25 protein-coding genes and 1 pseudogene are annotated in these 24868 nt (G+C 52.2%); all 26 read left to right on the forward strand.

Annotation, left to right across the window (positions count from 1 at the left end):
- Positions 1–358 precede the first annotated feature (358 nt).
- Positions 359–1837, forward strand: a complete 1479-nt coding sequence (gene spoIVA / locus RW092_RS04530; protein WP_028538327.1) for a stage IV sporulation protein A — start codon at positions 359–361, stop codon at positions 1835–1837.
- Positions 1838–2239: 402 nt separating this feature from the next.
- Positions 2240–2512, forward strand: a complete 273-nt coding sequence (locus RW092_RS04535; RefSeq protein WP_009225874.1) for an HU family DNA-binding protein — start codon at positions 2240–2242, stop codon at positions 2510–2512.
- A 118-nt stretch (positions 2513–2630) separates the two neighbouring features.
- Entirely contained in the window at positions 2631–2879 is a 249-nt protein-coding gene (gene mtrB, locus RW092_RS04540; RefSeq protein ID WP_016311787.1) for a trp RNA-binding attenuation protein MtrB, read from the forward strand.
- Positions 2880–2994: 115 nt separating this feature from the next.
- On the forward strand, positions 2995–3534 hold the full coding sequence (locus RW092_RS04545) for a hypothetical protein (RefSeq protein ID WP_085278517.1): 540 nt from the start codon (positions 2995–2997) through the stop codon (positions 3532–3534).
- A 141-nt stretch (positions 3535–3675) separates the two neighbouring features.
- A complete protein-coding gene (locus tag RW092_RS04550; protein ID WP_028539883.1) occupies positions 3676–4548 on the forward strand; it encodes a heptaprenyl diphosphate synthase component 1 in 873 nt (290 codons plus the stop codon).
- A 12-nt stretch (positions 4549–4560) separates the two neighbouring features.
- Positions 4561–5289 carry a demethylmenaquinone methyltransferase gene (locus RW092_RS04555; protein WP_316009635.1) on the forward strand — a complete coding sequence of 243 codons (729 nt, stop codon included), beginning with the start codon at positions 4561–4563 and terminating at the stop codon, positions 5287–5289.
- Complete coding sequence (locus tag RW092_RS04560) at positions 5282–6154, forward strand: UbiA-like polyprenyltransferase (protein ID WP_016311791.1); 873 nt, start codon at positions 5282–5284, stop codon at positions 6152–6154. Before RW092_RS04555 ends, RW092_RS04560 begins: the two co-directional genes overlap by 8 nt.
- A complete protein-coding gene (locus RW092_RS04565; protein WP_016311792.1) occupies positions 6154–6771 on the forward strand; it encodes a UbiX family flavin prenyltransferase in 618 nt (205 codons plus the stop codon). The genes RW092_RS04560 and RW092_RS04565 overlap by 1 nt, the downstream gene beginning before the upstream one ends.
- Positions 6752–7621 carry a menaquinone biosynthesis protein gene (locus RW092_RS04570; protein WP_316009636.1) on the forward strand — a complete coding sequence of 290 codons (870 nt, stop codon included), beginning with the start codon at positions 6752–6754 and terminating at the stop codon, positions 7619–7621. Before RW092_RS04565 ends, RW092_RS04570 begins: the two co-directional genes overlap by 20 nt.
- Entirely contained in the window at positions 7618–8592 is a 975-nt protein-coding gene (locus RW092_RS04575) for a polyprenyl synthetase family protein (protein WP_316009637.1), read from the forward strand. The genes RW092_RS04570 and RW092_RS04575 overlap by 4 nt, the downstream gene beginning before the upstream one ends.
- Before the next feature lie 116 nt (positions 8593–8708).
- On the forward strand, positions 8709–9152 hold the full coding sequence (gene ndk / locus RW092_RS04580; protein ID WP_016311795.1) for a nucleoside-diphosphate kinase: 444 nt from the start codon (positions 8709–8711) through the stop codon (positions 9150–9152).
- Entirely contained in the window at positions 9143–9976 is an 834-nt protein-coding gene (locus RW092_RS04585; RefSeq protein WP_316009638.1) for a CheR family methyltransferase, read from the forward strand. Before ndk ends, RW092_RS04585 begins: the two co-directional genes overlap by 10 nt.
- A gap of 174 nt (positions 9977–10150) precedes the next feature.
- Positions 10151–10324, forward strand: coding sequence for a hypothetical protein (locus RW092_RS04590; RefSeq protein WP_176221901.1), 174 nt, complete (start codon positions 10151–10153; stop codon positions 10322–10324).
- A 331-nt stretch (positions 10325–10655) separates the two neighbouring features.
- Positions 10656–11996, forward strand: coding sequence for a hemolysin family protein (locus RW092_RS04595; protein WP_316009639.1), 1341 nt, complete (start codon positions 10656–10658; stop codon positions 11994–11996).
- A 227-nt stretch (positions 11997–12223) separates the two neighbouring features.
- A complete protein-coding gene (gene aroC, locus RW092_RS04600; RefSeq protein WP_016311799.1) occupies positions 12224–13393 on the forward strand; it encodes a chorismate synthase in 1170 nt (389 codons plus the stop codon).
- Positions 13393–14496: a 3-dehydroquinate synthase gene (gene aroB, locus RW092_RS04605; RefSeq protein ID WP_028539876.1), complete on the forward strand. Its 1104-nt coding sequence runs from the start codon at positions 13393–13395 to the stop codon at positions 14494–14496. Before aroC ends, aroB begins: the two co-directional genes overlap by 1 nt.
- Positions 14489–14863, forward strand: a complete 375-nt coding sequence (gene aroH, locus RW092_RS04610; protein WP_016311801.1) for a chorismate mutase — start codon at positions 14489–14491, stop codon at positions 14861–14863. Before aroB ends, aroH begins: the two co-directional genes overlap by 8 nt.
- 356 nt (positions 14864–15219) lie before the next feature.
- Positions 15220–16782, forward strand: coding sequence for an anthranilate synthase component I (gene trpE / locus RW092_RS04615; protein WP_316009640.1), 1563 nt, complete (start codon positions 15220–15222; stop codon positions 16780–16782).
- A gap of 18 nt (positions 16783–16800) precedes the next feature.
- Positions 16801–17841: an anthranilate phosphoribosyltransferase gene (gene trpD, locus RW092_RS04620; RefSeq protein ID WP_085278525.1), complete on the forward strand. Its 1041-nt coding sequence runs from the start codon at positions 16801–16803 to the stop codon at positions 17839–17841.
- Complete coding sequence (gene trpC, locus RW092_RS04625; RefSeq protein ID WP_316009641.1) at positions 17831–18670, forward strand: indole-3-glycerol phosphate synthase TrpC; 840 nt, start codon at positions 17831–17833, stop codon at positions 18668–18670. The genes trpD and trpC overlap by 11 nt, the downstream gene beginning before the upstream one ends.
- A complete protein-coding gene (locus RW092_RS04630; RefSeq protein WP_316009642.1) occupies positions 18663–19328 on the forward strand; it encodes a phosphoribosylanthranilate isomerase in 666 nt (221 codons plus the stop codon). Before trpC ends, RW092_RS04630 begins: the two co-directional genes overlap by 8 nt.
- A complete protein-coding gene (gene trpB, locus RW092_RS04635) occupies positions 19328–20527 on the forward strand; it encodes a tryptophan synthase subunit beta (protein WP_085278536.1) in 1200 nt (399 codons plus the stop codon). Before RW092_RS04630 ends, trpB begins: the two co-directional genes overlap by 1 nt.
- Positions 20524–21345: a tryptophan synthase subunit alpha gene (gene trpA / locus RW092_RS04640; RefSeq protein WP_085278527.1), complete on the forward strand. Its 822-nt coding sequence runs from the start codon at positions 20524–20526 to the stop codon at positions 21343–21345. The genes trpB and trpA overlap by 4 nt, the downstream gene beginning before the upstream one ends.
- 46 nt (positions 21346–21391) lie before the next feature.
- A complete protein-coding gene (hisC, locus tag RW092_RS04645; protein WP_316009643.1) occupies positions 21392–22489 on the forward strand; it encodes a histidinol-phosphate transaminase in 1098 nt (365 codons plus the stop codon).
- 33 nt (positions 22490–22522) lie between these two features.
- Positions 22523–23617, forward strand: a complete 1095-nt coding sequence (locus tag RW092_RS04650) for a prephenate dehydrogenase (protein ID WP_316009644.1) — start codon at positions 22523–22525, stop codon at positions 23615–23617.
- A gap of 889 nt (positions 23618–24506) precedes the next feature.
- Positions 24507–24868: pseudogene (locus RW092_RS04655) on the forward strand (hypothetical protein); the annotation flags it as partial.

Consider the following 24868-nt stretch of genomic DNA (forward strand, 5'->3'; position numbering starts at 1 on the left):
CTCTTCTCCTTTTTCCTGCGTCATACTTTTTCCGATAGAGTCATACAAATGGGAGTATGGCGGTTAAGTGCCCGCCTTGTTCGGGTTGAATGAGCGGCCCCACAAAAAAAACGGGCTTGGACGGTTTTAACCGTCATATTCTCGCATCTGGTACATAAGATGTTACTAGTCCAAATGCATGTACGAGTTTACGCCGCTTCGTTCAGGTTCCTTCCACAGGTTTGCGGCGGCGGACACGGGCAAGAGGGGCTGCCGCTCCTGCCGCAGCAGCGAGGCCCAAAAGCATGGTGAATCACGAAGCGGATGCTCTCGGGGCATTTTTCCTTCGGCGAAATTTGAGGAGGGGATATCATTGGTATTGGAGAAAGTGGACATTTTTAAGGACATTGCCGAACGAACTGGAGGCGACATCTATCTAGGGGTCGTCGGTGCCGTCCGTACCGGGAAGTCGACCTTTATTAAGCGATTCATGGAAACTGTTGTACTCCCGAACATCGCAAATGAAGCAGATCGAGTCCGCGCGGTAGATGAACTTCCGCAAAGCGCCGCCGGCAAAACCATTATGACGACCGAACCGAAGTTTGTTCCGAACAATGCGGTGCAAATCAAGGTGGCTGAAGGACTCGAGGTCAACGTAAGACTCGTCGATTGCGTCGGATACGCCGTGGAAGGCGCAAAAGGTTACGAGGACGAAAACGGGCCGCGGATGATCTCCACCCCATGGTTTGAAGAACCGATTCCGTTTCAAGAAGCGGCGGAAATCGGTACACGCAAAGTCATTCAAGAACATTCCACGTTAGGGGTTGTCGTGACGACGGATGGAACGATTGCCGATATTCCGCGTTATTCTTACGTGGAATCTGAGGAGCGGGTTGTTGCCGAACTGAAGGAGGTCGGCAAGCCATTTGTGATGGTGATCAACTCGACACGTCCAAACAGTGAAGAAACCCAACAGCTCCGCGGTGAGTTAGCCGCAAAATATGACATTCCGGTCCTTGCGCTCAGTGCAGCGACAATGACAGAAGAAGACGTAACCGGGGTCCTCCGGGAAGTTCTGTATGAGTTCCCAGTACATGAGGTGAACGTCAATTTGCCTAGCTGGGTGATGGTACTGAACGAGAACCACTGGCTGCGCACCAATTTTGAGAACTCTGTCCGCGACACGGTTAAGGATATTCGCCGTCTGCGCGATGTCGATCGGGTTGTCGGCAACTTCATGGAATACGATTTTATCGACCGGGCTGGTCTCAGCGGATTAAATATGGGTCAAGGTGTAGCCGAGATCGATCTGTATGCGCCGGATGATCTGTATGACCGCATCCTGATGGAAGTGGTGGGCGTTGAGATTCGAGGCAAAGACCATTTACTGCAGCTGATGCAGGAATTTACGCACGCGAAACGGGAATACGACCGGTTCGCCGAGGCGCTGGAAATGGTCAAAACGACCGGTTATGGCATCGCTGCGCCGACGCTTGCGGAAATGGCGCTGGATGAGCCAGAGCTGATCCGTCAGGGATCCCGCTTCGGAGTAAGGCTGAAGGCGACAGCACCATCGATCCATATGATCCGCGTCGACGTCGAGTCGGAATTTGCGCCGATCATCGGGACCGAGAAACAAAGCGAAGAGCTTGTCCGTTATCTGATGCAGGATTTCGAGAACGATCCGATCAAGATCTGGGAGTCCGACATCTTCGGCAGATCCTTGCACTCGATCGTACGCGAAGGCATTCAAGGCAAAATCGCCATGATGCCGGATAACGCTCGTTACAAGCTGCAGGAAACGCTGGGGCGGATTATTAACGAAGGTTCCGGCGGCCTCATCGCCATCATCCTATAGGTAACGAAATATTCGGCTTTTGATCATAACTACATCCAACCTTCACGGTGCTGAATAAGCTGACTTTTCAATCTCATTGATTTCCTAACCTTAGGCAATTCCTCCTCAATGACCGCGCGTATGCTGAACCATGGCTGCGTGCGGTTGTTTTGTTATTTGAGGGCGGAAAGGTCCATTTTGTAGGGCGAATTGAGGAAATATCGCCGGGAAGCCTTGAAATAGCTTGAAATTATGTATGGGCTGTATTACTATAAATTTGTTCCGCGTCCCCGAAAGCGCGATTTCATCACGTTTTTCGGGAATTTGTACGTAATGAATTGCATAAATCACGTATATTCTGCGGTAAAACGGAAACACAAATAGCAAGTGGTATTATTTTCCTTGGTGGGAGGTGAAACACACATGAACAAATCCGATTTGATTGCTCAAGTTGCAGAAAGTACTGAGCTGTCCAAGAAAGACGCGACGAAAGCGGTTGATGCCGTTTTTGATGCGATTTCCACAGCGCTGCAGAACGGAGATAAAGTTCAACTGGTTGGCTTCGGTAACTTTGAAGTCCGCGAGCGTTCCGCCCGTAAAGGCCGTAACCCGCAAACCGGAGAGGAAATCGAAATCCCTGCGAGCAAAATTCCTGCTTTCAAACCAGGTAAAGCGCTCAAAGACGGAATTAAATAAAGATTTCTACATATCTTCCGTGCAAAAGACCGTGGGCTTCTCGTTCACGGCTTTTTCTTTTCACGGAGGCTTAAAGAAGAACCAATCTGTCTAAAATGTGAAGGGGAGGCGCTGCCACATGGATAACCAGCAACACGGTAACGATCCATCTGCCGCGGGCGGAGACTATTTCGTGATTAAGGCCAAAGAACAGGGCGTTACGGTCATCGGACTAACCCGGGGGAAGGATACGCGGTTTCACCACACCGAAAAGTTGGACAAGGGCGAGGTGCTCATCGCTCAATTTACCGATCACACCTCAGCTGTCAAGGTTCGCGGCAAAGCGCTCGTCTATACGAAGCACGGCTTGATTGATACGGAGGAATGATTTTCTAATCTGCAGGCATAGCCTGCTTTTTTTCTATGTAGAATGGGGTATAAGAACCGTATGGACAAAGGCTAAAATTGGCGCTGTCCAAGAGTACCAGAAGGGAGAATGCCCCATGAAACGGAACTTATTCGTTCGGGCCATCCTGCTAACATTCATCTGTGCGCTGGGAATGGCAGGAACAGCTTGGTTAGGGGAGCATCCTGCCCGTCAGCGGCAGGTAGCAGCGGTGTTTGCGGGTACGTCCCCAGCGGAGCTCACCGAGGAGAACCTTGTGGATGCTTTGGCCCCGTTGCAGCTTCCGGTGCCCATCGCGAAAGTGGAGCTGAACCGAGATATTTTGTCCGTTGACCTGAAGGTTGAGGGGGACTCGGTTCGTACTGCAGATGTGTACCGGGGAATGGCGGAAATGATCTCGTTTGCGTTCGAACGCACGAACAATATTGATCAGCTGTTGCTGCGGTTGATGGCGGAGGACCGCTGGATTGGCACCAAGTATTTGTTGCTGGCTGCGGATGTTCGGCGGACCGAATTTACGGCTGAGGAGCTGGACCTGCTTCGACATGTCGGCAGCGGTGAGATCCCCGAGGAGCTGCGGCTGCGCCTGCGGATGACCGAAACCAAGTTGTGGAAGTCCCGTTTTCTACAGGAGTAAACGGTAAATTGAGCGATGCGTTGATTTCACGTATCACCTCTGTGCGCAGTGAAATAACATATGCTATAATAGACAAGATTGTGACATCTTTATTACTGAAAGATCAGTATGACTGAAAGATCAGCGGCTCGGAGGCAAAGGATGAAACCTTATCGCATAACAGAATTGGCAAATAAATATGTCAGTTACGACATGATCACCGCATACACGGCGCTTCCGGAGTTTCCGGTGCCCCGTGTTCGTTTGCTTTATACGTTTTTAACCGAGCGGGAGGGGCTGTCGCCGGAGTCCGCAGAGACCTGCGCGCTGGCTGCGTTCCTCGTGCAGCTTGGTATGGATACCCATGATCGCATCGATCTGGAGTCCGGGCTTGGGGAAGCAACCCGCGCCATGCGTTCGCGCCAGCTCAAGGTGCTGGCGGGTGACTATTTCAGCGGCGTGTTTTATCATCTGTTGGCTGGAGCCGGGGAGATCCGTATGGTTCCGTTGATGAGCTCTGCCATTTGTGAGGTGAACCGCTTGAAGGTGCAGTTGTACAGCAAGTTGAAGCAGATGTTATTACCTGCAGAAGACTATCTGAAGGAATGCGTCCATGTCAAAATGGGGCTTTTTCTTTCTTTTACGGAAGTGTTGGACAAGTCGGTCCAAAGCTTATGGCGGAAGCTGCTGGCTGAGTTAAGCCGATGCGAAGTAATGCTGGAAGAAATTCGGTCCGCCTCTGAGTTGCCGCACGAACGCAAAGGTTATGCCTATTTGCGCATCATGGAAACCGGATCCTCCGAGGATAAAGCTGCGCTCTCCACCCGCAAAGTTGGCGAGCGGGACTGGTCGCTGATGCTTGTAAAATACAATATCAAGGAACAGCTGCTGTCCATGCTGCACCAATCGGTGGATCATGTTCAATCGCTGTTGCATGAGTGCAAGAAGGAAACTGCGCGTACGGAGCTCAAATCGATTCTTGAGCCGTTTATCGCCGCGCTTTCGCCATCACGCCGTTCCGTGCAAGAAGGGTAGGGAGAATAGCAAATGAGTCAAACATCTTCATCTGAGACCAAAGAGCAGTTCGTGCATTCCGTATTCGAGAGCATTGCTCCGAAATACGACATGATGAACGACTTGCTCAGCTTTAGACGTCACAAAGCGTGGCGGAAGTTCACGATGGCTAAAATGAACATGTCCCCCGGGCAGACCGCACTTGATCTGTGCTGCGGTACCTGCGATTGGACTATCAGCATGGCGGAAACCAGCGGGGGGCCGATCGTCGGCCTGGATTTTAGTGCAAAAATGCTGGAATACGGACGTCTTAAGGTACAGGAACGAGGGCTGGACTCGCAAATCACCTTGGTTCAAGGGAATGCGATGGAGCTGCCGTTTGAAGACAACCGGTTTGATTACGTGACGATCGGTTTTGGTCTGCGTAATGTACCTGATCTCCGCCAGGTGCTGCGGGAAATGCGGCGCGTCGTAAAACCTGGAGGAAAGGTGGTTTGCCTGGAATTGTCCAAGCCAACCTGGCAGCCGTTCAAAGGACTTTATTATTTTTATTTTCAAAATGTGCTTCCGATGCTTGGCAAACTGGTGGCAAAACGATATGAACAGTACAAATGGCTTCCCGATTCCCTCGTCCAGTTTCCTGGCCGTGCGGAGCTGGCGGAGATTTTCCGGGAGACGGGACTTACCCGGGTTGAAGCGTATCCTTTAACCGGCGGAATTGCCGCCTTGCACATCGGAACGAAGGAGACGCAACATGTTTAAGAAAATGGTAATTTTCCTGCAAATGATCAAGTTTGAACATACGGTATTCGCTTTACCGTTCGCTTTCATGGGCGCGCTGCTCGGGTCTGAAATGATTAACCATGAGCTGCCGTCCTGGGCACAGATCGGGTGGGTGCTGTTGGCGATGTTTGGCGCACGAAGTGCGGCGATGGGGCTGAACCGTCTTATTGACCGGGTCATCGATGCGAAGAACCCTCGTACCGCAAACCGCGCAATCCCGGCGGGACTTTTAAAAATAGGCGAAGTCGTGTTGTTCATCATTCTCTCTTTTGCCTTGTTGTTCTGGGCCGCTGCCGAGCTCGACCCCTTAGCTTTAAAGCTGTTGCCGATCGCTGTCATCATGTTGGTCTTGTACTCCTACACGAAACGTTTTACCTGGCTCTGCCACGTGATCCTCGGTCTGACGATTGGCTTAGCTCCTCTTGGCGGCTGGGCGGCTGTAACTGGACAAGTTGATTGGACAGCAATGGTATTTTATTTCACAATTACTTTTTGGATTGCCGGCTTCGATATCATTTACGCGTGCCAAGACGTTGAATTCGATACGAAGGAAGGCCTATATTCTATTCCTGTTCGGTTTGGAGTCGCTAAATCGCTGAAGATTGCTCAAGCGTTTCATATCATCACGGCGTTGGGCTTTATCGCCTTGCTGCTGATGACGGATTTGGGCTGGTGGTATATCGTGGGCATGATTATAGCGTATGCCATTTTGTTCTACGAGCACCATATCGTGTCGCCAAGCGATCTTAGCCGCCTACAGACTGCATTCTTCACCATGAACGGTGTGCTGAGCATCGTTGTGTTTTCCTTCACATTGATTGATTTGGTGGTGCGACATTTCTAATGGATAAAGCGAAATCGATTGTTGTCGGCATTACAGGGGCCAGCGGTTCGATCTATGGTGTGAAGCTGATTGAAACGTTGCTGGGCATGAACTTCCTCGTGCATCTTGTCGTATCCAATGCGGGTTGGCGAGTGATCAAGGAGGAACTCGGCTGGAACACGAGTGATCGGGAGGCGACGCTGAAGGAACATTTCGGTCAGCTTCCCGGGAAGCTGGTATACCATCCGATCGCAGACATTGGGGCTTCCATCGCCAGCGGATCTTTCCTCACGCACGGGATGATTGTGATGCCCTGCTCGATGGGAACTCTGTCTTCGATCGCAAATGGAACGTCAGACAATCTGATGGCTCGGGCAGCCGATGTCATGCTGAAGGAAGGCCGGCCGCTTGTGCTGGTGCCGCGCGAAACGCCGCTGCATGCAATCCATTTGGAGAACATGCTGAAGCTGGCTCGACTTGGCGTGCGCATCATCCCGGCGATGCCGGCATTTTATTTCGGACCGCAGACCATTGATGATCTGGTTAAGTTTTTGGTAGGTAAAGTGCTCGATAATTTAGGCATTGAGCATGCCTTATTTAAGAGATGGGGGGAGCAAAATGAACAACAAGGAGAATGAAGAAGTCCTCATCGGCAAAATCAAATACAGCAACGTCTGGCCCGTTTTTCATTATTTTGACGAGACGCGACTTTCGCGAGCGAGCCAACTTATCACCGAGGTTCCATCGAAGCTAAACCGCCGGATGCTAGGCGGGACGCTGGATATTTCCCCGGTGTCTTCTTTTGCCTACGGGTATGGCTCGGAGCGTTTCCTGCTGCTGCCGGATCTGTCCGTCAGCTCCGATGGCCCGGTGGCTTCGATTTTGCTGTTTTCACGGAAGCCGCCAGAGGAAATCGCAAACGGGAAAATCGCATTAACGAATACATCGGCAACATCGGTCAACTTGCTGAAGATTATTATGGAAAAAGCGTACGGTGGCAAACCTGAGTATTGGGACAGTGAGCCTGATTTGGATCTGATGATGGCCGAAAGCGACGGCGCGCTGTTGATTGGCGATCACGCGATTCAGGCATCCTGGCGGGATCACGGTTATATCGTTACCGATTTGGGGGAAGTTTGGAAATCATGGACCGGCTATGGTATGACCTTTGCGGTCTGGGCCGTTCAGAAGTCGTTTGCCGAAGCCCACGGCGACTATTTGGCTGAAGTGACGGAAGCCTTTGTGGAAAGCAAACGTAAGAGCTTAAGTGATGTCTCCCCGCTCGTGGCCAAGGCTTGCGCCGAAATTGGCGGTACGGCGGATTATTGGCGGCATTATTTTACTCAGAACATCCGCTATGATTTTAATGAATCGCACCGCCAAGGACTTTCGTTGTATTTTGACTATGCCTATGAAATGGGGCTGCTGGATCATCGAGTAGAGCTGGAGATATGGAGTGACAATTTGCTGACACGGGTGAAAGAATGAAACTACTGGATATTTTCGGTGCGTTAAAAAAAGATATGGATTTTATCGAACGCCAGCTGTACCGCAGCATCGACGGCGATGACGATCTGCTCAGCGAGACGTCCCTGCACTTGTTGAAGGCAGGCGGGAAGCGGCTGCGGCCGGTCTTCGTATTGCTTGGCGGGAAGTTTGGGAACTACGATCTGCAGAAGCTGCAGTATATCGCTGTGCCGCTGGAGCTCATCCATTCGGCGTCACTCGTTCACGATGACGTGATCGACGATGCCGACACGCGGCGGGGCAAAGCGACGGTAAAGTCGAAGTGGGATAATCGGATCGCCATGTATACCGGCGACTACATCTACGCCAAGGCCCTGATGCAGGTATCCGAGCTCGCAAATCCATACATACACCGCATATTGGCCAAAGCGATGGTGCAGATGTCGATCGGGGAAATGGAGCAGATCCGCGATTTTTTCAACACGGAGCAAAGCGTACGCAACTATTTGATGCGCATCCGGCGGAAAACCGCTTTGCTCATCGCCATCAGCTGTCAGCTGGGAGCCATGGCGGCAGATGCTCCGGCCAAAGTGAGTGCGCTGCTGTACCGGTACGGGTACAACGTGGGCATGGCCTTCCAGATTCGCGACGATCTGCTTGATTTATTTGGTACTGAGAAGACGATCGGTAAACCGCCGGGCAGCGATATGCGCCAGGGGAACATTACGCTTCCTGTGCTTTTTGCTCTGCAGGAGCCTGATTTAAGAGAACCTCTGCTTCGGGAAATTCGTGGCATTCAAGCCGGTGACGGCAGCGGAGATGTGTCCCGTGCGATTGAAATGATTCGGACAAGCCCGGGGATTGGCAAGGCGGAGGCGCTTGCCGACCGTTATATTGCCAAAGCGCTGGCAGCATTGCAGCAGCTGCCGGATACATCTGCACGCTCCCATTTACATGACATTGCTGAATTTGTGAACAAACGCTCCTATTGATCTTATCGCTTTACCTGTTTGGACAGTTTCTGGTAAAATGCAGGTGAAACCGCCTTCCTGGAAGGCGCAATAAGGTTTGAAATGCAAATGATGCTGTTAATTTCGGGAGGGGAACCATGGAAAGAACGTTTTTAATGGTTAAGCCGGACGGCGTGCAGCGCGGATTGATTGGCAGAATTATCAGCCGGTTCGAGGATAAAGGATTTCAGCTCGTCGCTGGCAAGCTGGTTCAAGTGACAGAGGAGCAGGCGAAGAGACATTATGCGGAGCATGTGGGCAAGCCTTTCTTTGACGAACTGGTGGGCTTTATTACTTCCGGGCCGGTATTTGCCATGGTATGGGAAGGGGACGACATTATTAACTTGTCCCGTATGGTTATCGGCAAGACGAAAGTTACCGAGGCGCTGCCCGGTACGATTCGGGGGGATTTTGCCGCCCATACCCCATTTAATCTAATTCATGGTTCCGACGGCGTAGAGAGTGCGGAGCGAGAAATCGCCAACTTCTTTGAGCCTCATGAGCTACTACAGTATACGAGAAGCGTGAGCCCATGGATTTGAACCGGATTTTTCCCGACATCCCTCGGGCAGACAACACAGAGACGGCACCGGATCCGGACTATTACGGCTTTATCCAAAACATCAAAAAAAGCACGGGCATCGATTTAGCCCAATACAAGGAAGCACAAATGAAGCGGCGTCTGACTACGCTGCGTAATAAGAACGGCTATTCTTCGTTTGCGGATTTTTACTCGGCGATGCTGAGCAATAAGCAGTTATTTTATGAATTTTTGGACAAGATGACGATTAACGTATCCGAGTTTTGGCGTAACCCCAATCGCTGGGAAGTGCTGAGGGATTCGGTGCTGCCAGGGCTGACGGCTGGGCGATCAAGGCTGAAGGTGTGGAGCGCGGCCTGCTCGACGGGTGAGGAGCCGTACACGCTGGCGATGATTCTCGCGGATTTGGGGCTTCTTGCCAACACTTATCTGCTGGCGACGGACATCGATGAAGGAGCGCTGGGGAAAGCCCAGGAAGGGTTGTATCTCGATCGTTCGCTGAAGGATGTGCCGAAGGCAGTAGTTGAGCGTTATTTTACGCCGGAAGGCCCAATGTTTCGCTTTGATCCGAAGCTGAAGAAAGCTGTCACGTTCAAGAAGCAAAACCTGCTGCTGGATACGTTCGAAGAGGGCTTTGATCTGATCGTTTGCCGCAATGTCATGATTTATTTTACTGAGGAAGCCAAACAAGGTCTTTATCATAAGTTTTCTCGTGCGCTGCGTCCCGGCGGCGTTCTGTTCGTTGGCAGCACGGAGCAAATCTTCTCCCCCGGCCAATACGATTTGGAAGCGGCGGAGACGTTCTTTTATCGTAAGAAGGGGTAAATAGAAAAAAACGTTCAGTTTGACCCGTTTAGGGTTGATCTGGACGTTTGTTTGTGTAGGGACTAACTCGAAGTCGTTTTAACATCTCTGAGCTACTTCTTGATTATAACCAGTGGGTATAGAATGGGGTGATCTTTCCTATACTTGGATCATATAGCCAATGGAGGTCAGATCATGGACAAGCGAAAAGTGATCGAAGCTTATCGGCGCGGATTCTTAACGCCGCAGGAATGCGCGCAGGTGCTGGGTATTGAAGGCTCGCACCTCAAGCGGATGCTTGAGGATTTTCCGATGGATCCCCGGCGTTCCATCGCATTAGAAAATCAACCCGCTTCAGGCCTCAGATAAGCAGCGAGCGCCCGAACCCGTTATTTAGCGCCGACATCGCCAAGCAGGGCGGAGAACGGCGCTTTTTACGTTCTTGGTCATTCTTGGTAGAGGTGTTCTTGACAGCCGCCAAGGGGACTTTCTATAATAGTTATAAATTCTGGTCAGGAGAGATTTCATTCATGAACGATTCGGACGACCCGGAGAGTAGCAACGTATTCCAATTGATTAATAACCTATTTGTAGGAGAATTTCAGGCATAGCCTGCGTCAATTCAGTGACGGCAGGTTATGCCTTTTTGCGTTTGTTTACCCGCTTGAGCGACGTGGGAAACTTGTGGAGGTGCATTGGATTGTTGGAACTTTTTGTTGTCTTCATCTTGATTTTGATTAATGCCTTTTTTGCTGCATCGGAAATCGCCTTGATCTCCCTGAATGATAATAAAATTAAAGCGATGGCAGGGCAAGGCCATCGGAAAGCAAAGGTCATCGTGGGTTTGCTTGGCGAGCCTAGCAAATTCCTGGCGACAATTCAAATTGGCATCACCCTTGCGGGCTTTTTTGCCAGTGCTTTCGCTGGGGAGAGCTTTGCCGACGACCTGGCGGCTTATTTAATCCGTATGGGGCTGCCGATCCCCGAAAACGTGCTGAGCACACTATCGCTGATCGTGATCACCTTGCTGCTCTCCTACTTCCAGTTGGTGCTGGGCGAGTTAGTGCCGAAGCGAGTCGCGATGAACAAGGCTGAAGCGATGGCGATGTTTGCGGCGACGACGTTGTCAGTGTTATCCAAGGTAACCTCGCCGTTCGTGAAGCTGCTGACCACGTCCACGAACTTGCTGGTGCGGTTGTTTGGCATCGATCCGAACGCCAAGGAGGAGGAAGTCTCCGAGGAGGAGATCCGTATGATGCTGGATACCGGTGAGGAAATGGGGACGATCCAGCCCAGCGAGCGTCTGATGATCAACAACATTTTTGACTTCGACAACTTGACGGTGTCTGATATTATGACACACCGGATCGACGTCGTGGCGATCCCGGTTGATGCCGACCAACAAACCGTGGCTGAAATCGCCGACAAGGAGCAATATACCCGCTTCCCAGTGTATGAGGATACGGTTGACAATCTGATCGGGATATTGCATAGCAAGGATTTGATCCGCTTTTTGCGTACGGGGGATAAGGAGAGCTGGAATTTGCGAGAGCTGGTGACGCCGCCTTATTTTATCCCGATCTCCAAAAAAACAAATGAACTGTTCGAGGAAATGCAGCAAAACCGCATTCACATGGCAATTGTCGTTGACGAATACGGGGGAACCGCCGGTATCGTAACGATGGAGGATTTGCTGGAGGAAATCGTCGGCAACATCTACGACGAACACGACGATGAGGAACGTGAATACGAGCAGGTTGGTGAAGGCAGTTATCTGTTCAGCGGTACGATGTCCCTCGACGACGCCCAGGAGATCTTGGATATTAAGCTTCCGATCGAACACTATGATACGTTAAGCGGGTTTATGATCGGACAGTTAAAGCGGATACCGACGGTAAATGAACGACCGGAATTTGAATACGAAGGTTATGTCTTTGCTGTTCGTGAAGTGGGCCAGCATCGCATTCGCAAGCTTTTAGCTACCCGACGGACTGACTCAGAGCAAGCATATGCAGTTCATCCTGTGTCCACAGATTCATAAGGATGTTTAGAGGCCCCCGGATTTTGGTGAACCTCGAAAAAGTGAGGGGCGAAAATCCGGGCCAGGCTTGGCCTCTTGCCGCGTGTAGGGGCGAAATCGGAGAGTATATGGACAGAATCAGTGAATCACCACGTGACAGAATGCATCAAACAATATTATAATGAGCAAAGACATCTTCGGCTTTTAGTTCTTTACAGTTTAACAGTTTAAAGGGGGAACGCAGCATCATGAGTTTGCGATATTTAACAGCCGGGGAGACGCATGGACCCCAGTTGACTGCGATTATTGAAGGCTTGCCCAGCCATTTGCAGCTGGATTTTGAAGCGTTGAATTTTGAGTTGGCCCGTCGCCAGAAAGGGTATGGCCGCGGCCGGCGGATGCAAATCGAGAAAGATACTGCGAAGATTGTCGGAGGCGTCCGGCACGGGTATACCACCGGGGCGCCAGTAGCACTGGTCGTGGAGAATAACGACTGGAAGCATTGGCAGAAAATCATGAACATTGAGCCGATCGAAGGCACGGATGAGGAGAAACGAAGAGTACATCGTCCTCGTCCAGGGCATGCCGATTTAAACGGAGGCTTGAAATATAACCATAAAGACTTGCGGAACGTGCTGGAACGTTCAAGCGCACGCGAAACCGCTATTCGCGTTGCGGTTGGTGCGGTAGCCAAGCAGCTCCTCGAACGCTTTGGCATCCGAATCGCGGGGCATGTCATCCGCATCGGCGAGATTGAAGCGCCGCCGCATAACCTGCCGCTGGACGAGTTGGCTCGTGTGACCGAAGCTTCTTCGGTGCGGGTTGCCGATCCGGAAACGGAGAAGAAGATGGAAGCCTATATCGATAAAATCAAGCAGGAAGGGGACTCCATCGGCGGCATCGTGGAATGTATCGTTGAAGGTGTACCGGTCGGGCTTGGCAGCCATGTGCAGTATGACCGCAAATTGGACGGTCGTATCGCGCAAGCGGTCATGTCCATTAACGCCTTTAAGGGCGTGGAAATCGGCATCGGTTTTGAAGCCGGGAAACTGCCGGGTTCTAAGGTCCACGATGAAATTTTGTACAGCGAGGAGCGCGGCTATTACCGGGCGACCAACCGGCTTGGCGGTTTCGAAGGCGGGATGACCAACGGTATGCCGATCGTCGTTCGCGGCGTCATGAAGCCGATCCCAACGTTATACAAACCGTTGCAAAGCGTCGACATCGACACCCGCGAGGCGTTTGCCGCTCAGGTGGAGCGTTCGGATGCTTGTGCAGTGCCAGCCGCAAGCGTTGTGCTTGAGCACGTGGTCGCTTGGGAAGTGGCCAAAGCGTTCCTGGAGAAATTCGGCGGCGATTCGATTGAGGAGATCGAACGTAACTATAGGGGATATTTGGCTCAACTGGAGGAATATTGATGCGAACGCTGCAGGTCGATTTGGGCGAACGTTCTTACCCGATCTATATCGGCGGCGGCTTGTTGGGAATGGCCGGGGATTTCTTCGAGCAGCATAAGCTGTCGGCGAAGAGCCCTGTCTTAATCGTCACCGATGACCATGTTGCCCCGAAATATCTGCCGGTTGTGGAAGCCTCGTTGCAGGCCAAAGGTTACCGTACCGTCAGCAAAGTCGTGAAGGCCGGTGAAAAATCCAAATCGCTGGAGGTTTATGAGGACGTCATGACTACAGCGATTGAAGGCGGATTGGACCGCCGCTCTGCGGTCGTAGCGCTGGGCGGCGGCGTCGTTGGCGATTTAGCCGGCTTCGTGGCGGCAACGTATATGCGGGGCGTGGCATTTGTGCAAATGCCTACCACGATCCTTGCTCACGACAGCAGTGTCGGAGGCAAAGTGGCCGTTAACCATCGACTGGCCAAAAATATGATCGGCGCTTTTCATCAACCGGAAATGGTGCTGTATGATGTGGACAGCCTGCAAACCCTGCCGCTGCGTGATGTCCGGGCGGGCTTGTCAGAAATGGTTAAGCATGGCCTGATCTGGGATGCGGCTTTTGCGGACTGGTGCCGCGAGCACACGACGGAGTTGTTGGCGCTGGATCCGGATGCACTGGGATATGGATTAACCCAAGGATGCTCTGTAAAAGCCCAAGTTGTTTCCGTGGACGAGCGGGAGAATGGGCTTCGTGCAATTCTGAACCTGGGGCATACCCTGGGCCATGCCATCGAGGCGATCGGCGGGTATGGTGAATTTTTGCACGGGGAAGCGATTTCGATCGGGATGGCTGCGGCTGCAAAGCTTGCAGTGAACCGGGGCCGGGATCCGCAAATTTACGAATACACAGTATCCTTGCTTAGTGGGTTTGGTTTGCCAACAGCAATGCCGACGCATTTAAACGAGCAGGATTTAATTGGTGCAATGATGCACGATAAGAAGTTTAAGGAACAGACCATGGTGTTTATTTTGCCTGTAGAAATCGGCAAGGTGGAAATTGTATCGGATGTGACATTGGACGAAGTTCGCAGAGTGATTGCAGAACTCAAGGAGGAGGGACAACATGTATAACAGAGGGATTCGCGGAGCAACGACAGTTTCCCGCAACGATGAGAAGGAAATTCTGGACGCGACCGCCGAGTTGTTAAAAGAAATTGTTGCGCGCAACGAAATCGAGCCTGAGGATATTTGCAGCGTCTGGATTACGGTTACGCCGGACTTGACAGCAACTTTCCCAGCCCGTGCGATACGCGTCTTAAGTGGATGGGACATGGTTCCTCTGATGTGCTCCACGGAAATTCCGGTTCAAGGAGCTTTGCCGAAGTGTATCCGCCTGCTAATTCAGGTGAATACCACCAAAGGGCAGCGGGACATGAAGCACGTGTATTTGAACGAAGCCCGCAGCCTTCGCCCGGACCTCAGCTCCGCCAATTCCTGAGAACAGGTACTGCAGGTTTGGGTTGCCAAACGGGCCGCTGTTAGGGTATAGTTAATTTAGATGAGTGTATGTTAGTTGAGCAGATTAGTTGAGAGTAAGTTTAGAAGAGTTTAGAGTAAATGTATTTTTAATTTTTTAGAGCTGAGTAGAGAATAGTTGAGATGAGCTGAGTTTAGCTGAGTGAATAGCCTGTTCCTTAGTGCGTATTTCGTCGTTTCCTTAATTGTGGGAGAATGACGGGCAAGTTGCGTCTTTAGGAGCTGTGCTTTCCCATAAACCGCAAATCCTACAACCTCTACTTCGGTAGAGGTTTTTTTATTTGGCTCTGAAACCAATTCGAGAAGGAAGTGAAAGACATGGCAACCCCGAATGTAGAACAGGTCATTGCTTTGGCGAACGAATATAATCTGATCCCGATTACCCGAACGCTGCTGGCTGACATGGAAACCCCCATCCGGATTTTTCGCCGTATTGCTCAGCGGGAGCAGGCATTTTTGCTGGAGAGCGTGGAAGGTGGCAGTCAGTGGGCACGGTATTCTTTTATCGGCACCGACCCGTTCTTGATGATTTCCGCAAAGAAGGGTGAGATCACGATTAAACGGGATGGCGGCGTAGAACGGTTGAAATCGTCCCGTCCCGTTGATGAGCTGAAGGCGATCCTGCGGGGCTACCGCAGTCCGAAACTTCCGGAAATGCCGCCGTTTACTGGGGGAGCAATTGGTTTCTTTGGATATGATCTATTGCAGTATTATGAGAAGCTGCCGGCGCATCAGGTGGATGACCTAAACCTGAATGATATGCAGTTTATGTTCTGCGACCAAGTGATCGTGTTCGACCACGTGAAGCAGCGGATCCTGCTGGTGGCCAACGTGCATGTGAAGCCAGGCGATCGCGACGAAGATATTCGCCGAGCTTATGCAGAAGCCGAGCTGAAGCTGGATTTGGCGGCCGATCTATTGCAGCAGGAGGGGCCGGGTGAAAGCTTTAACCGCCGGCCGATGCCGGCCGTGACGGATCTCGGGGATGTCAGACCCAACCTGACCAAGGAGCAGTTCATTGCGAACGTTGAAAAAGCGAAGGAATATATTCGCGCAGGCGATATTTTCCAAGTGGTGCTGTCGCAGCGGTTCCATATCGAAACCGAGGTTGATCCGCTTCATGTCTACCGTGTTCTGCGGACGTTAAATCCGTCGCCGTACATGTATTACCTCAAGCTGGACGAAGAGATTATCGTCGGGACATCGCCGGAGGCCCTAGTCAAGGTAGAGAACGGACGAGTGGAGACGCGTCCGATCGCTGGCACGAGACCACGGGGAGCGACGGAAGAAGCTGATTTAGCATTAGAAGCTGAGCTGCTGCAGGATGAAAAAGAACGGGCGGAGCACCTGATGCTGGTTGACCTTGGACGCAACGATTTAGGCCGGGTATCCGAGTTCGGCACCGTCACTTGCGACTCCTATATGGAGATCGAACGGTATTCCCACGTCATGCACATGGTTTCCAAAGTGTCCGGCAAGCTGCGGGAGGATAAGGACTTCTTCGATGCCTTCCTGTCCTGTTTGCCTGCCGGGACCGTCTCCGGGGCACCTAAGCTGCGGGCGATGGAGATTATTGCAGAGCTGGAGCGCGAGGCGCGCGGCACATATGCCGGGGCCATTGGGTACCTCGGATTTTCGGGCAATATGGATTCCTGTATAACGATCCGCACCATCGTGTTTAAGCAAGGAAAGGCATATGTGCAGGCGGGCGGAGGTATCGTATGGGATTCCATCCCGGAGAACGAATATCAGGAGTCAGTCAATAAAGCGAAGGCTTTGTTGACGGCTATCCGTACAGCGGAGCAGATGTTTCCGCCAGCTACTCGAAACGATGATGTGATTAATCAGGATTACCTTTACGAATATACTCCAGGGAACTAAAGAAAGGAGCGAATCGAGATGATAGGACAGCAAACCGTGCAGGCAGGCATTAGCCGCTTGATTGAAGGACAGCATTTGTCGCGGGATGAAGCGCGTGGTGTGATGCAAGCGATCATGAACGGCGAATCCACGCCGGCTCAAATCGGCAGTTTGTTGACTGCGCTGCGGATCAAAGGAGAGACCGTTGAGGAAATCACCGGCTTCGCTGAGGCGATGCGCGGGGCATCCAGCCGAATTCATACAGAAACGCAAAAGCTACTGGATACCTGCGGAACGGGCGGATCCGGCATCCACAAAATCAACGTATCCACGACGGCGGCGATCGTGGCAGCCTCGGTGTCGGTGCGGGTGGCTAAACACGGCAACCGTTCGGCATCTGGTCGTTCGGGAAGTGCCGATGTTCTCGAAGCGCTGGGCGTGAATATTCAACTGGACGCCGGTCAAGCGAAACGTTGTCTGGATGATATCGGCATCTGCTTTATGTTTTCACAGCTCTATCATCCATCGATGAAGCACGCGGCAGCCCCTCGCAAAGAGTTGGGGATTCGGACGGTCTTCAATATGCTGGGGCCATTAACGAATCCGGCAGGAGCGGACCGCCAGGTGCTGGGCATTTATGACGGCAGCAAAACGTCAACCATAGCAGAAGTGCTGCGTGAGCTTGGTTCCAAACGGGCACTGGTGGTCAGCAGCCAAGAAGGGCTGGATGAAATCAGCATTTCGTCGCCAACACGGGTATCTGAGTTGAAAAACGGAGAGATCACAACTTACGAGCTGCAGCCGGAAGATCTGGGTCTTCGCACCTACCCGCTAGAAGCGATGATTGGGGGCGATCCCCAGACGAATGCCGAGATCGTTCGGCGCGTGCTGCAAGGGGAGCGTGGGGCTTACCGTGACGTAGTACTGGCTAATGCAGGCGCTTGTGTATATGTGGCTGGTTTGGCGAATACGATTCGGGAGGGAGTAACGATCGCGGCGAATGCGATTGATTCCGGGCAGGCTTATGCCAAGCTGCAACAACTGATTCAGACAACGGGGGAGTTAAGCTATGTATCTTGATCGAATTGTAGAGACGAAAAAAGCAGAAGTCGCACGTTTGGCAGAAACCTTCTCCCTTGCAGATGCAGAGCGCCGCATTGCGGCGATGGAACCGACGCGGGGATTCCACGCCGCACTTACAACCGGACGGAAGCGGGATATGGGGTTAATCGCTGAGGTGAAAAAGGCGTCCCCTTCCAAAGGCTTGATTCGCCCGGATTTCCATCCGGTTCAGCTGGCTGCAGCTTATGAAGCGGCGGGAACGGATTGCATTTCCGTGCTGACGGATGAGCAGTATTTTCAGGGCAGCGGCGCCTATTTAAGTGCAATTCGCGAGGCGGTAAATGTGCCGCTGCTGCGCAAGGATTTTGTGATTGATGAGCGGCAGATTTACGAAGCAAGGCTGCTTGGCGCTGACGCCGTCTTGCTGATCGCCGCAATCCTGAGCGATACACAGCTTCGCGACTATCTGTCGATCGCTACGGCGCTGGGACTCGATGCACTGATCGAAGTGCATGATCGCGAGGAGCTGGAGCGCGTTCTGCTGCTGCCAGCAGCGAAACTGATTGGCATCAACAACCGGAATTTGCGGACGTTTGAGGTCTCTCTGGAGACGACGGCCGCGTTGGCGGAGTTGGTACCGTCCAGTGCCACGTTGATCAGCGAGAGCGGGATTCAAACCCGGCAGGATGTCAAATTCCTGCAACAGGCCGGCGCACAAGGCGTGCTGATCGGAGAAACGTTTATGCGTCGAGAACATGTGGGAGAAGCCGTAGTTGACTTAATGGGACCGTTAGCTCAAACGGATTCCCGCGAAATGGATGCTGAAGGGACGACGTTGCATGGGTGAAGTAGCCGTAAAAATTTGTGGACTTCAAAGCGTTGAAGTGCTAAAATCTATGGTGAACTTACCCGTAGATTATGTTGGATTCGTGTTTGCCCGAAGTAAGCGCCAAATTAGCGGAAGTCATGCAGCGGTGCTGCTTCCTGTGCTGCAAACGTGGAGCACAGGAGCAGTTCCGCAGAGCGTTGGGGTGTTCGTCAATCCGACCTTGGAGGAGCTGGACGAGGTTTTGCGGCAGGCACCGCTGGACATCCTGCAGCTCCACGGGACGGAAAGCCCGGATTATTGCCGGAAAGTGAAGGACGCTTATGGCGTCAAGATTTTCAAGGCATTTTCGGTCAAAACGGACGGATCGGTCCATGCTGGCGCAGCCTTGACAGAGTATGACGGCGTGCTGGACGGGCTGTTGCTCGACACGTACGATCCGAAGTATGGCGGAGGCTCCGGCGTTACCTTTAATTGGGAAGCAGCAGAGCCTTTTCGTCAATGGGCCAAGGAGCGAGGAATCCCGTTCTTTGCGGCCGGCGGTTTACATCCCGGCAATGTGAGAACGTTGATTGATACGTTGCAGCCGGATGGCGTAGACGTCTCAAGTGGCGTGGAAACCGACGGCGTAAAGGATATCGCGAAAATAACAGCATTTGTAGAGAGGGTGAAGGGATGATGAAGCAGGTACCGGATGAGCATGGGCGATTTGGTCCTTTTGGCGGCCGCTACGTGCCCGAAACGCTGATGAACGCTTTGATCGAACTGGAAGAATCCTATTTGAAATTTAAAGATGATCCCGAGTTTCAAGCGGAGATCGCTTATCTGCTGAAGCAGTATTCCGGACGGGAGACGCCGCTTTATTATGCAGAGCGCCTGACGGAGCACCTGGGCGGAGCGAAGATCTATTTGAAACGCGAGGATTTGAACCATACCGGTGCTCATAAAATTAACAACGCGATTGGGCAAGGGATTTTGGCGAAGCGGATGGGCAAGCAGAAAGTAATCGCCGAAACCGGCGCTGGCCAACACGGCGTTGCTACGGCTACAGTTGCAGCCTTGCTGGGTCTGGAATGCAAGGTGTTCATGGGTGAAGAAGATACGAAACGGCAGCAGCTGAACGTGTTTCGGATGAAGCTGTTGGGTGCGGAAGTGGTCCCGGTTACGTCCGGCACACGTACGCTAAAAGATGCTTGCAACGAAGCGCTGCGCTATTGGGTAAGCAATGTGCATGATACTTTCTATATTCTCGGATCGGCTACCGGACCGCATCCTTACCCGATGATGGTGCGGAACTTCCAGCGGATTATCGGCGATGAAACGCGAAAGCAGATTTTAGAGGCGGAAGGCCGGCTGCCGGATATGCTCGTCGCTGCGGTTGGCGGCGGCAGCAATGCGATCGGGATGTTTTATCCGTTTATCGAGGATCAGGAGGTTCGCTTGGTTGGTGTGGAAGCCGCAGGCAAAGGCATTGACACGGAGTTCCATGCCGCCACGATGACCAAAGGTACCAAAGGCGTCTTCCAGGGCTCGATGAGTTACTTGCTTCAGGACGCGTACGGCCAAGTTCTCCCGGCTCACTCGATCTCTGCCGGTCTCGATTACCCGGGCATTGGCCCTGAGCATTCGTATCTGAAGGATATCGAACGTGCGAAGTATTATCCGATCACGGACCGTGAGGCACTGGATGCCCTTCAGCTGCTAAGCCGGACCGAAGGGATTATTCCGGCGCTGGAGTCGGCGCATGCGGTGGCGCAAGTGGTGAAAATGGCCCCAGCGATGAGCCGGGACGAAATTATCGTCATCTGCTTGTCCGGCCGCGGGGATAAGGACGTGGAGTCGATTATGGCGTATACGGAAGGCGGGGAGACGTTATGAGCCAACAGGCAGGTCAATTGCTGGACGATACGTTTGCGAAGCTGAAAGCGGCGGGAAAAACTGCGCTGGTTCCGTTTATCACCGTCGGTGATCCGGATCCGGAGACGACGCTCGACATTTTGACCGTTCTGGAGGAAGCTGGGGCTGATGTGGTGGAGCTGGGTGTACCTTATTCCGATCCCTTGGCGGATGGCCCGGTGATTCAGCGGGCATCGGAACGTGCCCTTGTCCACGGGATCACGGTGGCTTCCTGTATCGAGACGGCATCTAAAGCTAGAGAACGCGGCATTCGTATGCCGTTTGTCTTGTTTACTTATTACAATCCTGTGCTGCAAATGGGGACGGAACGCTTGTTTGCTGAGCTGCAGAAGGCGGGAATCAGCGGCTTGATCATCCCGGATTTGCCGTATGAAGAGGCGGAGGAGGTCCTGAACTTGGCGGATGCCGCCGGCGTCAGGCTGATCCCGCTTGTCGCGCCCACCTCCAGCGGCCGGATTGCACGAATTTTGGAGCGTGCCCGCGGATTCGTATACTGCGTCTCTTCGCTGGGCGTAACTGGAGAACGAAGCTCGTTCCATGCCAGTGTCGACGAGTTTATCTCCTCGGTTAAAGCACAAACGGATTTGCCCGTTGCTGTTGGCTTCGGTATTTCCAGCCGGGAACAGGTGGAGCGGTTTGCTGCGATCTGTGACGGAGCGGTCGTGGGCAGCGCCATCGTGCGTAAGATCGAGGAAAACTTGCCGCTCTTGTCCCAGGCTTCGACTCGGGATCAAGGGTTGTTGCAAATTCGCGACTTTGTGGCAAAATTGAGATTATAGTTTTTTTGCTGTATCATCACAAAGTCATTTGAGGAGGAACCTATATATGTTGCCGAAACCCCAGATCGTCAATTTGCCGGTATATCAACCGGGAAAGCCGATTGAAGAAGTGAAGAAAGAGCTCGGACTTGAGGACGTCATTAAGCTGGCCTCTAACGAAAATCCGTTTGGTTGCTCGCCGCGTGTTCGCGCCGCCATTGAACAGGAGCTGGCGAACTTAAGCTTGTATCCTGATGGCAGTGCCGCCGAATTGACTGAAGCGCTGGCTAGCCAGCTTGGCGTGGGGAAGGAGCAAATAATTTTCGGCTGCGGTTCGGATGAAATCATCGCGCTGATTGCCCGCGCTTTCTTCCTGCCGGGTGACGAGACGGTGATGGCAGATCAGACGTTCAGTGTGTATAAGAGCAATGCCGACATTGAAGGGGCCGTCAGCATCGAGGTGCCGCTGAAGGAAGGGACCCACGATTTGGAGGGAATGCTTGAACGCATCGGGGACAAAACGAAAGTAGTTTGGATTTGCAACCCGAACAATCCAACGGGAACGATCGTGCCGCATGCGAAGCTGGTTGCTTTTCTGGATCGAGTTCCGGGGAACGTGCTGGTCGTTTTGGATGAAGCGTATGCTGAATATGTAACGGATTCGGAGTATACAAACGGGATTGCTTTGCTGAACCAGTATCCTAATCTCGTTGTGTTACGTACTTTTTCTAAAATTTACGGTCTCGCAGCGCTGCGGATCGGCTATGGCGTGGGGCAACCGGCGGTTATTAAACTGATCAATCAGGTTCGTGAGCCGTTTAATACTTCGCGGATTGGGCAAGCGGCGGCCAAAGCGGCATTGGCCGATCAGGAATTCGTGTCAGAATGCCGTGCGAAGAACCGCGAAGGGATCGCCTATCTGTATAAGGAATTCGATCGACTGGGCCTGAAGTACTTCCCGGCGCATGGTAATTTCATCATGGTGGACGTACAGCGTCCGGCAAGTGAAATGTTTGAGTCGCTATTGAAGCTGGGGATTATTGTGCGCGGAGGTTTCCATAAATATCCTACCTATGTGCGGGTGACCGTCGGATCGGCGGAACAAAACGCGAGATTTATCACTGCCTTGGAGCAGGTGCTTGGCAAATCGGCGACTCGGGTCTGACCCAATCTATTCGCAGAAAATGAGTGAGATACGATGACAACGAAAATTGCCATTTTTGGCGTGGGTTTGATCGGCGGTTCGCTGGCGTTGTGCTTCAAAGGCAAGCCGGGAATTACGGTCGTTGGACACGCCTATCGCCCGGAATCTTTGAAACGCATTGAGGAGCGCGGTGTCGTTGACGCCGCGACTCTGTCCATGGAAGAGGCGGCGGCGGATGCCGACTTTATTTTTTTGTGCGTGCCGGTCGGGTTGCTGGAAGATTACCTACGGAAGCTGACCGAGTTGCCGTTGAAGCCGGGCTGCATTATAACCGACGTTGGCAGTACTAAGGCGTCGGTTGCCGCTTGCGCGGCCCAAATTGCCCGTCCGGGCGTGCATTTCATCGGCGGCCATCCGATGGCTGGATCGGAGCGTTCCGGCGTGGAGGCGGCTTCGACGCTTTTGTTCGAGAATGCTTTTTATGTGCTGACGCCGTCTTCTGGTGTGCCGGAGGAGGCTTATCATCGCCTGGAGCAACTGCTGGCGTACACCAAAGCGCAAATTGTGCGTGTGGACCCTGTTCTGCATGATGAAATCGTAGGGGCGATCAGCCATCTGCCGCATATTATTGCGGTGGCCTTGGTGAATCAGGTGCGTCATTACAACGATAGCAACGGGTTATACCGGATGTTGGCAGCAGGGGGGTTCCGTGACATCACGCGGATCGCATCAAGCGACCCGGTGATTTGGCGGGATATCCTGCTTAGTAACAGGAACGTGTTGCTTCACTTGTTGAAGGACTGGAACCGCGAGATTGAAGGATTTATCAATTTATTGGAGGCACAGAACGGTGAAGGGATTGAGGCCGAGTTCCAAAAGGCGAACCAGTTTCGCAGCGAACTGCCGGAGCGGCGCAAAGGGGCCATCACCTCGTTGTTCGACATTTATATTGATGTGCCGGATACGCCAGGGATTATTGGGCAAATTGCGACCGAACTTGGTCTGCGTCAAATTAACCTGAGCAACATGCAAATTATCGAAAGCCGCGAGGACGTTCCGGGCGTGCTGCGCCTCTCTTTCCGCCAGGAAGGGGAGATGGAGCGGGCGAAAGCTCACCTCCAATCCTTGGGCTATGTTGTGTATGTGTAAGTTTCAGCTCGGCGTTGAATTTTGAATTCAATGCCGGGTCTTTTGCATTTCTGGAGGTTGGCTTACGCCATTCCTTTGCAACGCATTAGTCTACGGGGTAATGACCTTACTGGGGGCTGCCTCGCAGGGATGGTGTCTTTCCTGTCTGTTGATTCACGGGGATACTGACTTTCCTGTTTGTTACTTCACAGGGATCATGACTTTTCGGGCTGCCGAGCTACAGAGGCTATTGCTTCCCTAGGCTGAATCTTATCAAAGCTGGGGCTGTAAATGGTTGGCTGCTAGCGGGGATTAACGGAACATAGGGACGTTATTAGTGTAGGAGCGTGCCTTTTCCAGTTTTAAGGGAACGAGGAGACCTTATTTGGCTTAATTGCTGGGATAACGTAGTCGTGATCGCCATTAAGGACTTAGGGTTCCGTTCCAACGGGAAATCGCCGGGAAATGGGGGGATAAGGTCCATACGTTCCGTTAGCCAAAAACCTATAGTGATCGCAAATGTAAGCGCTAAAAATAGTTGTTGACAGAATGAAAACGTATACATATAATAAAAGTACAGTATGGTTTCTCTCCACTCCTATCCAATAACTTCTTGCTCCAGGTGAGCAAGGACCGCTTCCGAGGAAGCGGTCTTTTTTTTGTCTTTTTTGCGTGATCTGGCAGATGGCGCGAGTAATAAGTACGATAAATCGAGTACCATTTGCTCGTAATGCTGGGATCAGCCACTAGCCTTGCACCAAACCTGACATGAGAAATTACAGAAAAATTGTTTGTAAAATATCCTAAATATGGTTGCTATTACTGGTATTCTTCTGGTTGCTCATAAAAAAATCTCCTATTGTTAAGGTGTAGGCATGTTACCCACTCCATAACAGAAGGAGATCATAGCATGGGTAACAATAACTCAAAATCAGTCATTTGTAAATGCCTAAATTTGCTGAATGTCGGAGAATATCGCGGCCTGCTTGCCGACCATCGCACTCGCAAACTTACAACCGGTAAAGCCATTCAGATTTTTGTGGAGTCTCAGCTTGCAGGGCGTACCAGCTATGATGAAATCTCGGAACACCTTCGCATCATGCCGGATCTGCAGGACGACCATCTGAAGTCGATCAGTGCCTCTCAGCTTTCACGAAAGATCAAGCAACTCCCGACGGATCTGTTACAAGCGATCTTTCTCTGCAACATCGCACGCATCCAGGAGATCACCAAGCAGAAGCAAGGGATCCCGAATATCGGCAAGCTCCGGAT

Source organism: Paenibacillus sp. 3LSP (assembly GCF_032465655.1).
GTDB lineage: Bacteria > Bacillota > Bacilli > Paenibacillales > Paenibacillaceae > Fontibacillus > Fontibacillus barengoltzii.

Coding starts and splice junctions, on each gene's coding strand:
- RW092_RS04535 (WP_009225874.1), top strand. CDS start 2,240: ATGAACAAATCCGATTTGATTGCTCAAGTTGCAGAAAGTACTGAGCTG.
- mtrB (WP_016311787.1), top strand. CDS start 2,631: ATGGATAACCAGCAACACGGTAACGATCCATCTGCCGCGGGCGGAGAC.
- RW092_RS04545 (WP_085278517.1), top strand. CDS start 2,995: ATGAAACGGAACTTATTCGTTCGGGCCATCCTGCTAACATTCATCTGT.
- RW092_RS04550 (WP_028539883.1), top strand. CDS start 3,676: ATGAAACCTTATCGCATAACAGAATTGGCAAATAAATATGTCAGTTAC.
- RW092_RS04555 (WP_316009635.1), top strand. CDS start 4,561: ATGAGTCAAACATCTTCATCTGAGACCAAAGAGCAGTTCGTGCATTCC.
- RW092_RS04560 (WP_016311791.1), top strand. CDS start 5,282: ATGTTTAAGAAAATGGTAATTTTCCTGCAAATGATCAAGTTTGAACAT.
- RW092_RS04565 (WP_016311792.1), top strand. CDS start 6,154: ATGGATAAAGCGAAATCGATTGTTGTCGGCATTACAGGGGCCAGCGGT.
- RW092_RS04570 (WP_316009636.1), top strand. CDS start 6,752: ATGAACAACAAGGAGAATGAAGAAGTCCTCATCGGCAAAATCAAATAC.
- RW092_RS04575 (WP_316009637.1), top strand. CDS start 7,618: ATGAAACTACTGGATATTTTCGGTGCGTTAAAAAAAGATATGGATTTT.
- ndk (WP_016311795.1), top strand. CDS start 8,709: ATGGAAAGAACGTTTTTAATGGTTAAGCCGGACGGCGTGCAGCGCGGA.
- RW092_RS04585 (WP_316009638.1), top strand. CDS start 9,143: ATGGATTTGAACCGGATTTTTCCCGACATCCCTCGGGCAGACAACACA.
- RW092_RS04590 (WP_176221901.1), top strand. CDS start 10,151: ATGGACAAGCGAAAAGTGATCGAAGCTTATCGGCGCGGATTCTTAACG.
- aroC (WP_016311799.1), top strand. CDS start 12,224: ATGAGTTTGCGATATTTAACAGCCGGGGAGACGCATGGACCCCAGTTG.
- aroB (WP_028539876.1), top strand. CDS start 13,393: ATGCGAACGCTGCAGGTCGATTTGGGCGAACGTTCTTACCCGATCTAT.
- aroH (WP_016311801.1), top strand. CDS start 14,489: ATGTATAACAGAGGGATTCGCGGAGCAACGACAGTTTCCCGCAACGAT.
- trpE (WP_316009640.1), top strand. CDS start 15,220: ATGGCAACCCCGAATGTAGAACAGGTCATTGCTTTGGCGAACGAATAT.
- trpD (WP_085278525.1), top strand. CDS start 16,801: ATGATAGGACAGCAAACCGTGCAGGCAGGCATTAGCCGCTTGATTGAA.
- trpC (WP_316009641.1), top strand. CDS start 17,831: ATGTATCTTGATCGAATTGTAGAGACGAAAAAAGCAGAAGTCGCACGT.
- RW092_RS04630 (WP_316009642.1), top strand. CDS start 18,663: ATGGGTGAAGTAGCCGTAAAAATTTGTGGACTTCAAAGCGTTGAAGTG.
- trpB (WP_085278536.1), top strand. CDS start 19,328: ATGAAGCAGGTACCGGATGAGCATGGGCGATTTGGTCCTTTTGGCGGC.
- trpA (WP_085278527.1), top strand. CDS start 20,524: ATGAGCCAACAGGCAGGTCAATTGCTGGACGATACGTTTGCGAAGCTG.
- hisC (WP_316009643.1), top strand. CDS start 21,392: ATGTTGCCGAAACCCCAGATCGTCAATTTGCCGGTATATCAACCGGGA.
- RW092_RS04650 (WP_316009644.1), top strand. CDS start 22,523: ATGACAACGAAAATTGCCATTTTTGGCGTGGGTTTGATCGGCGGTTCG.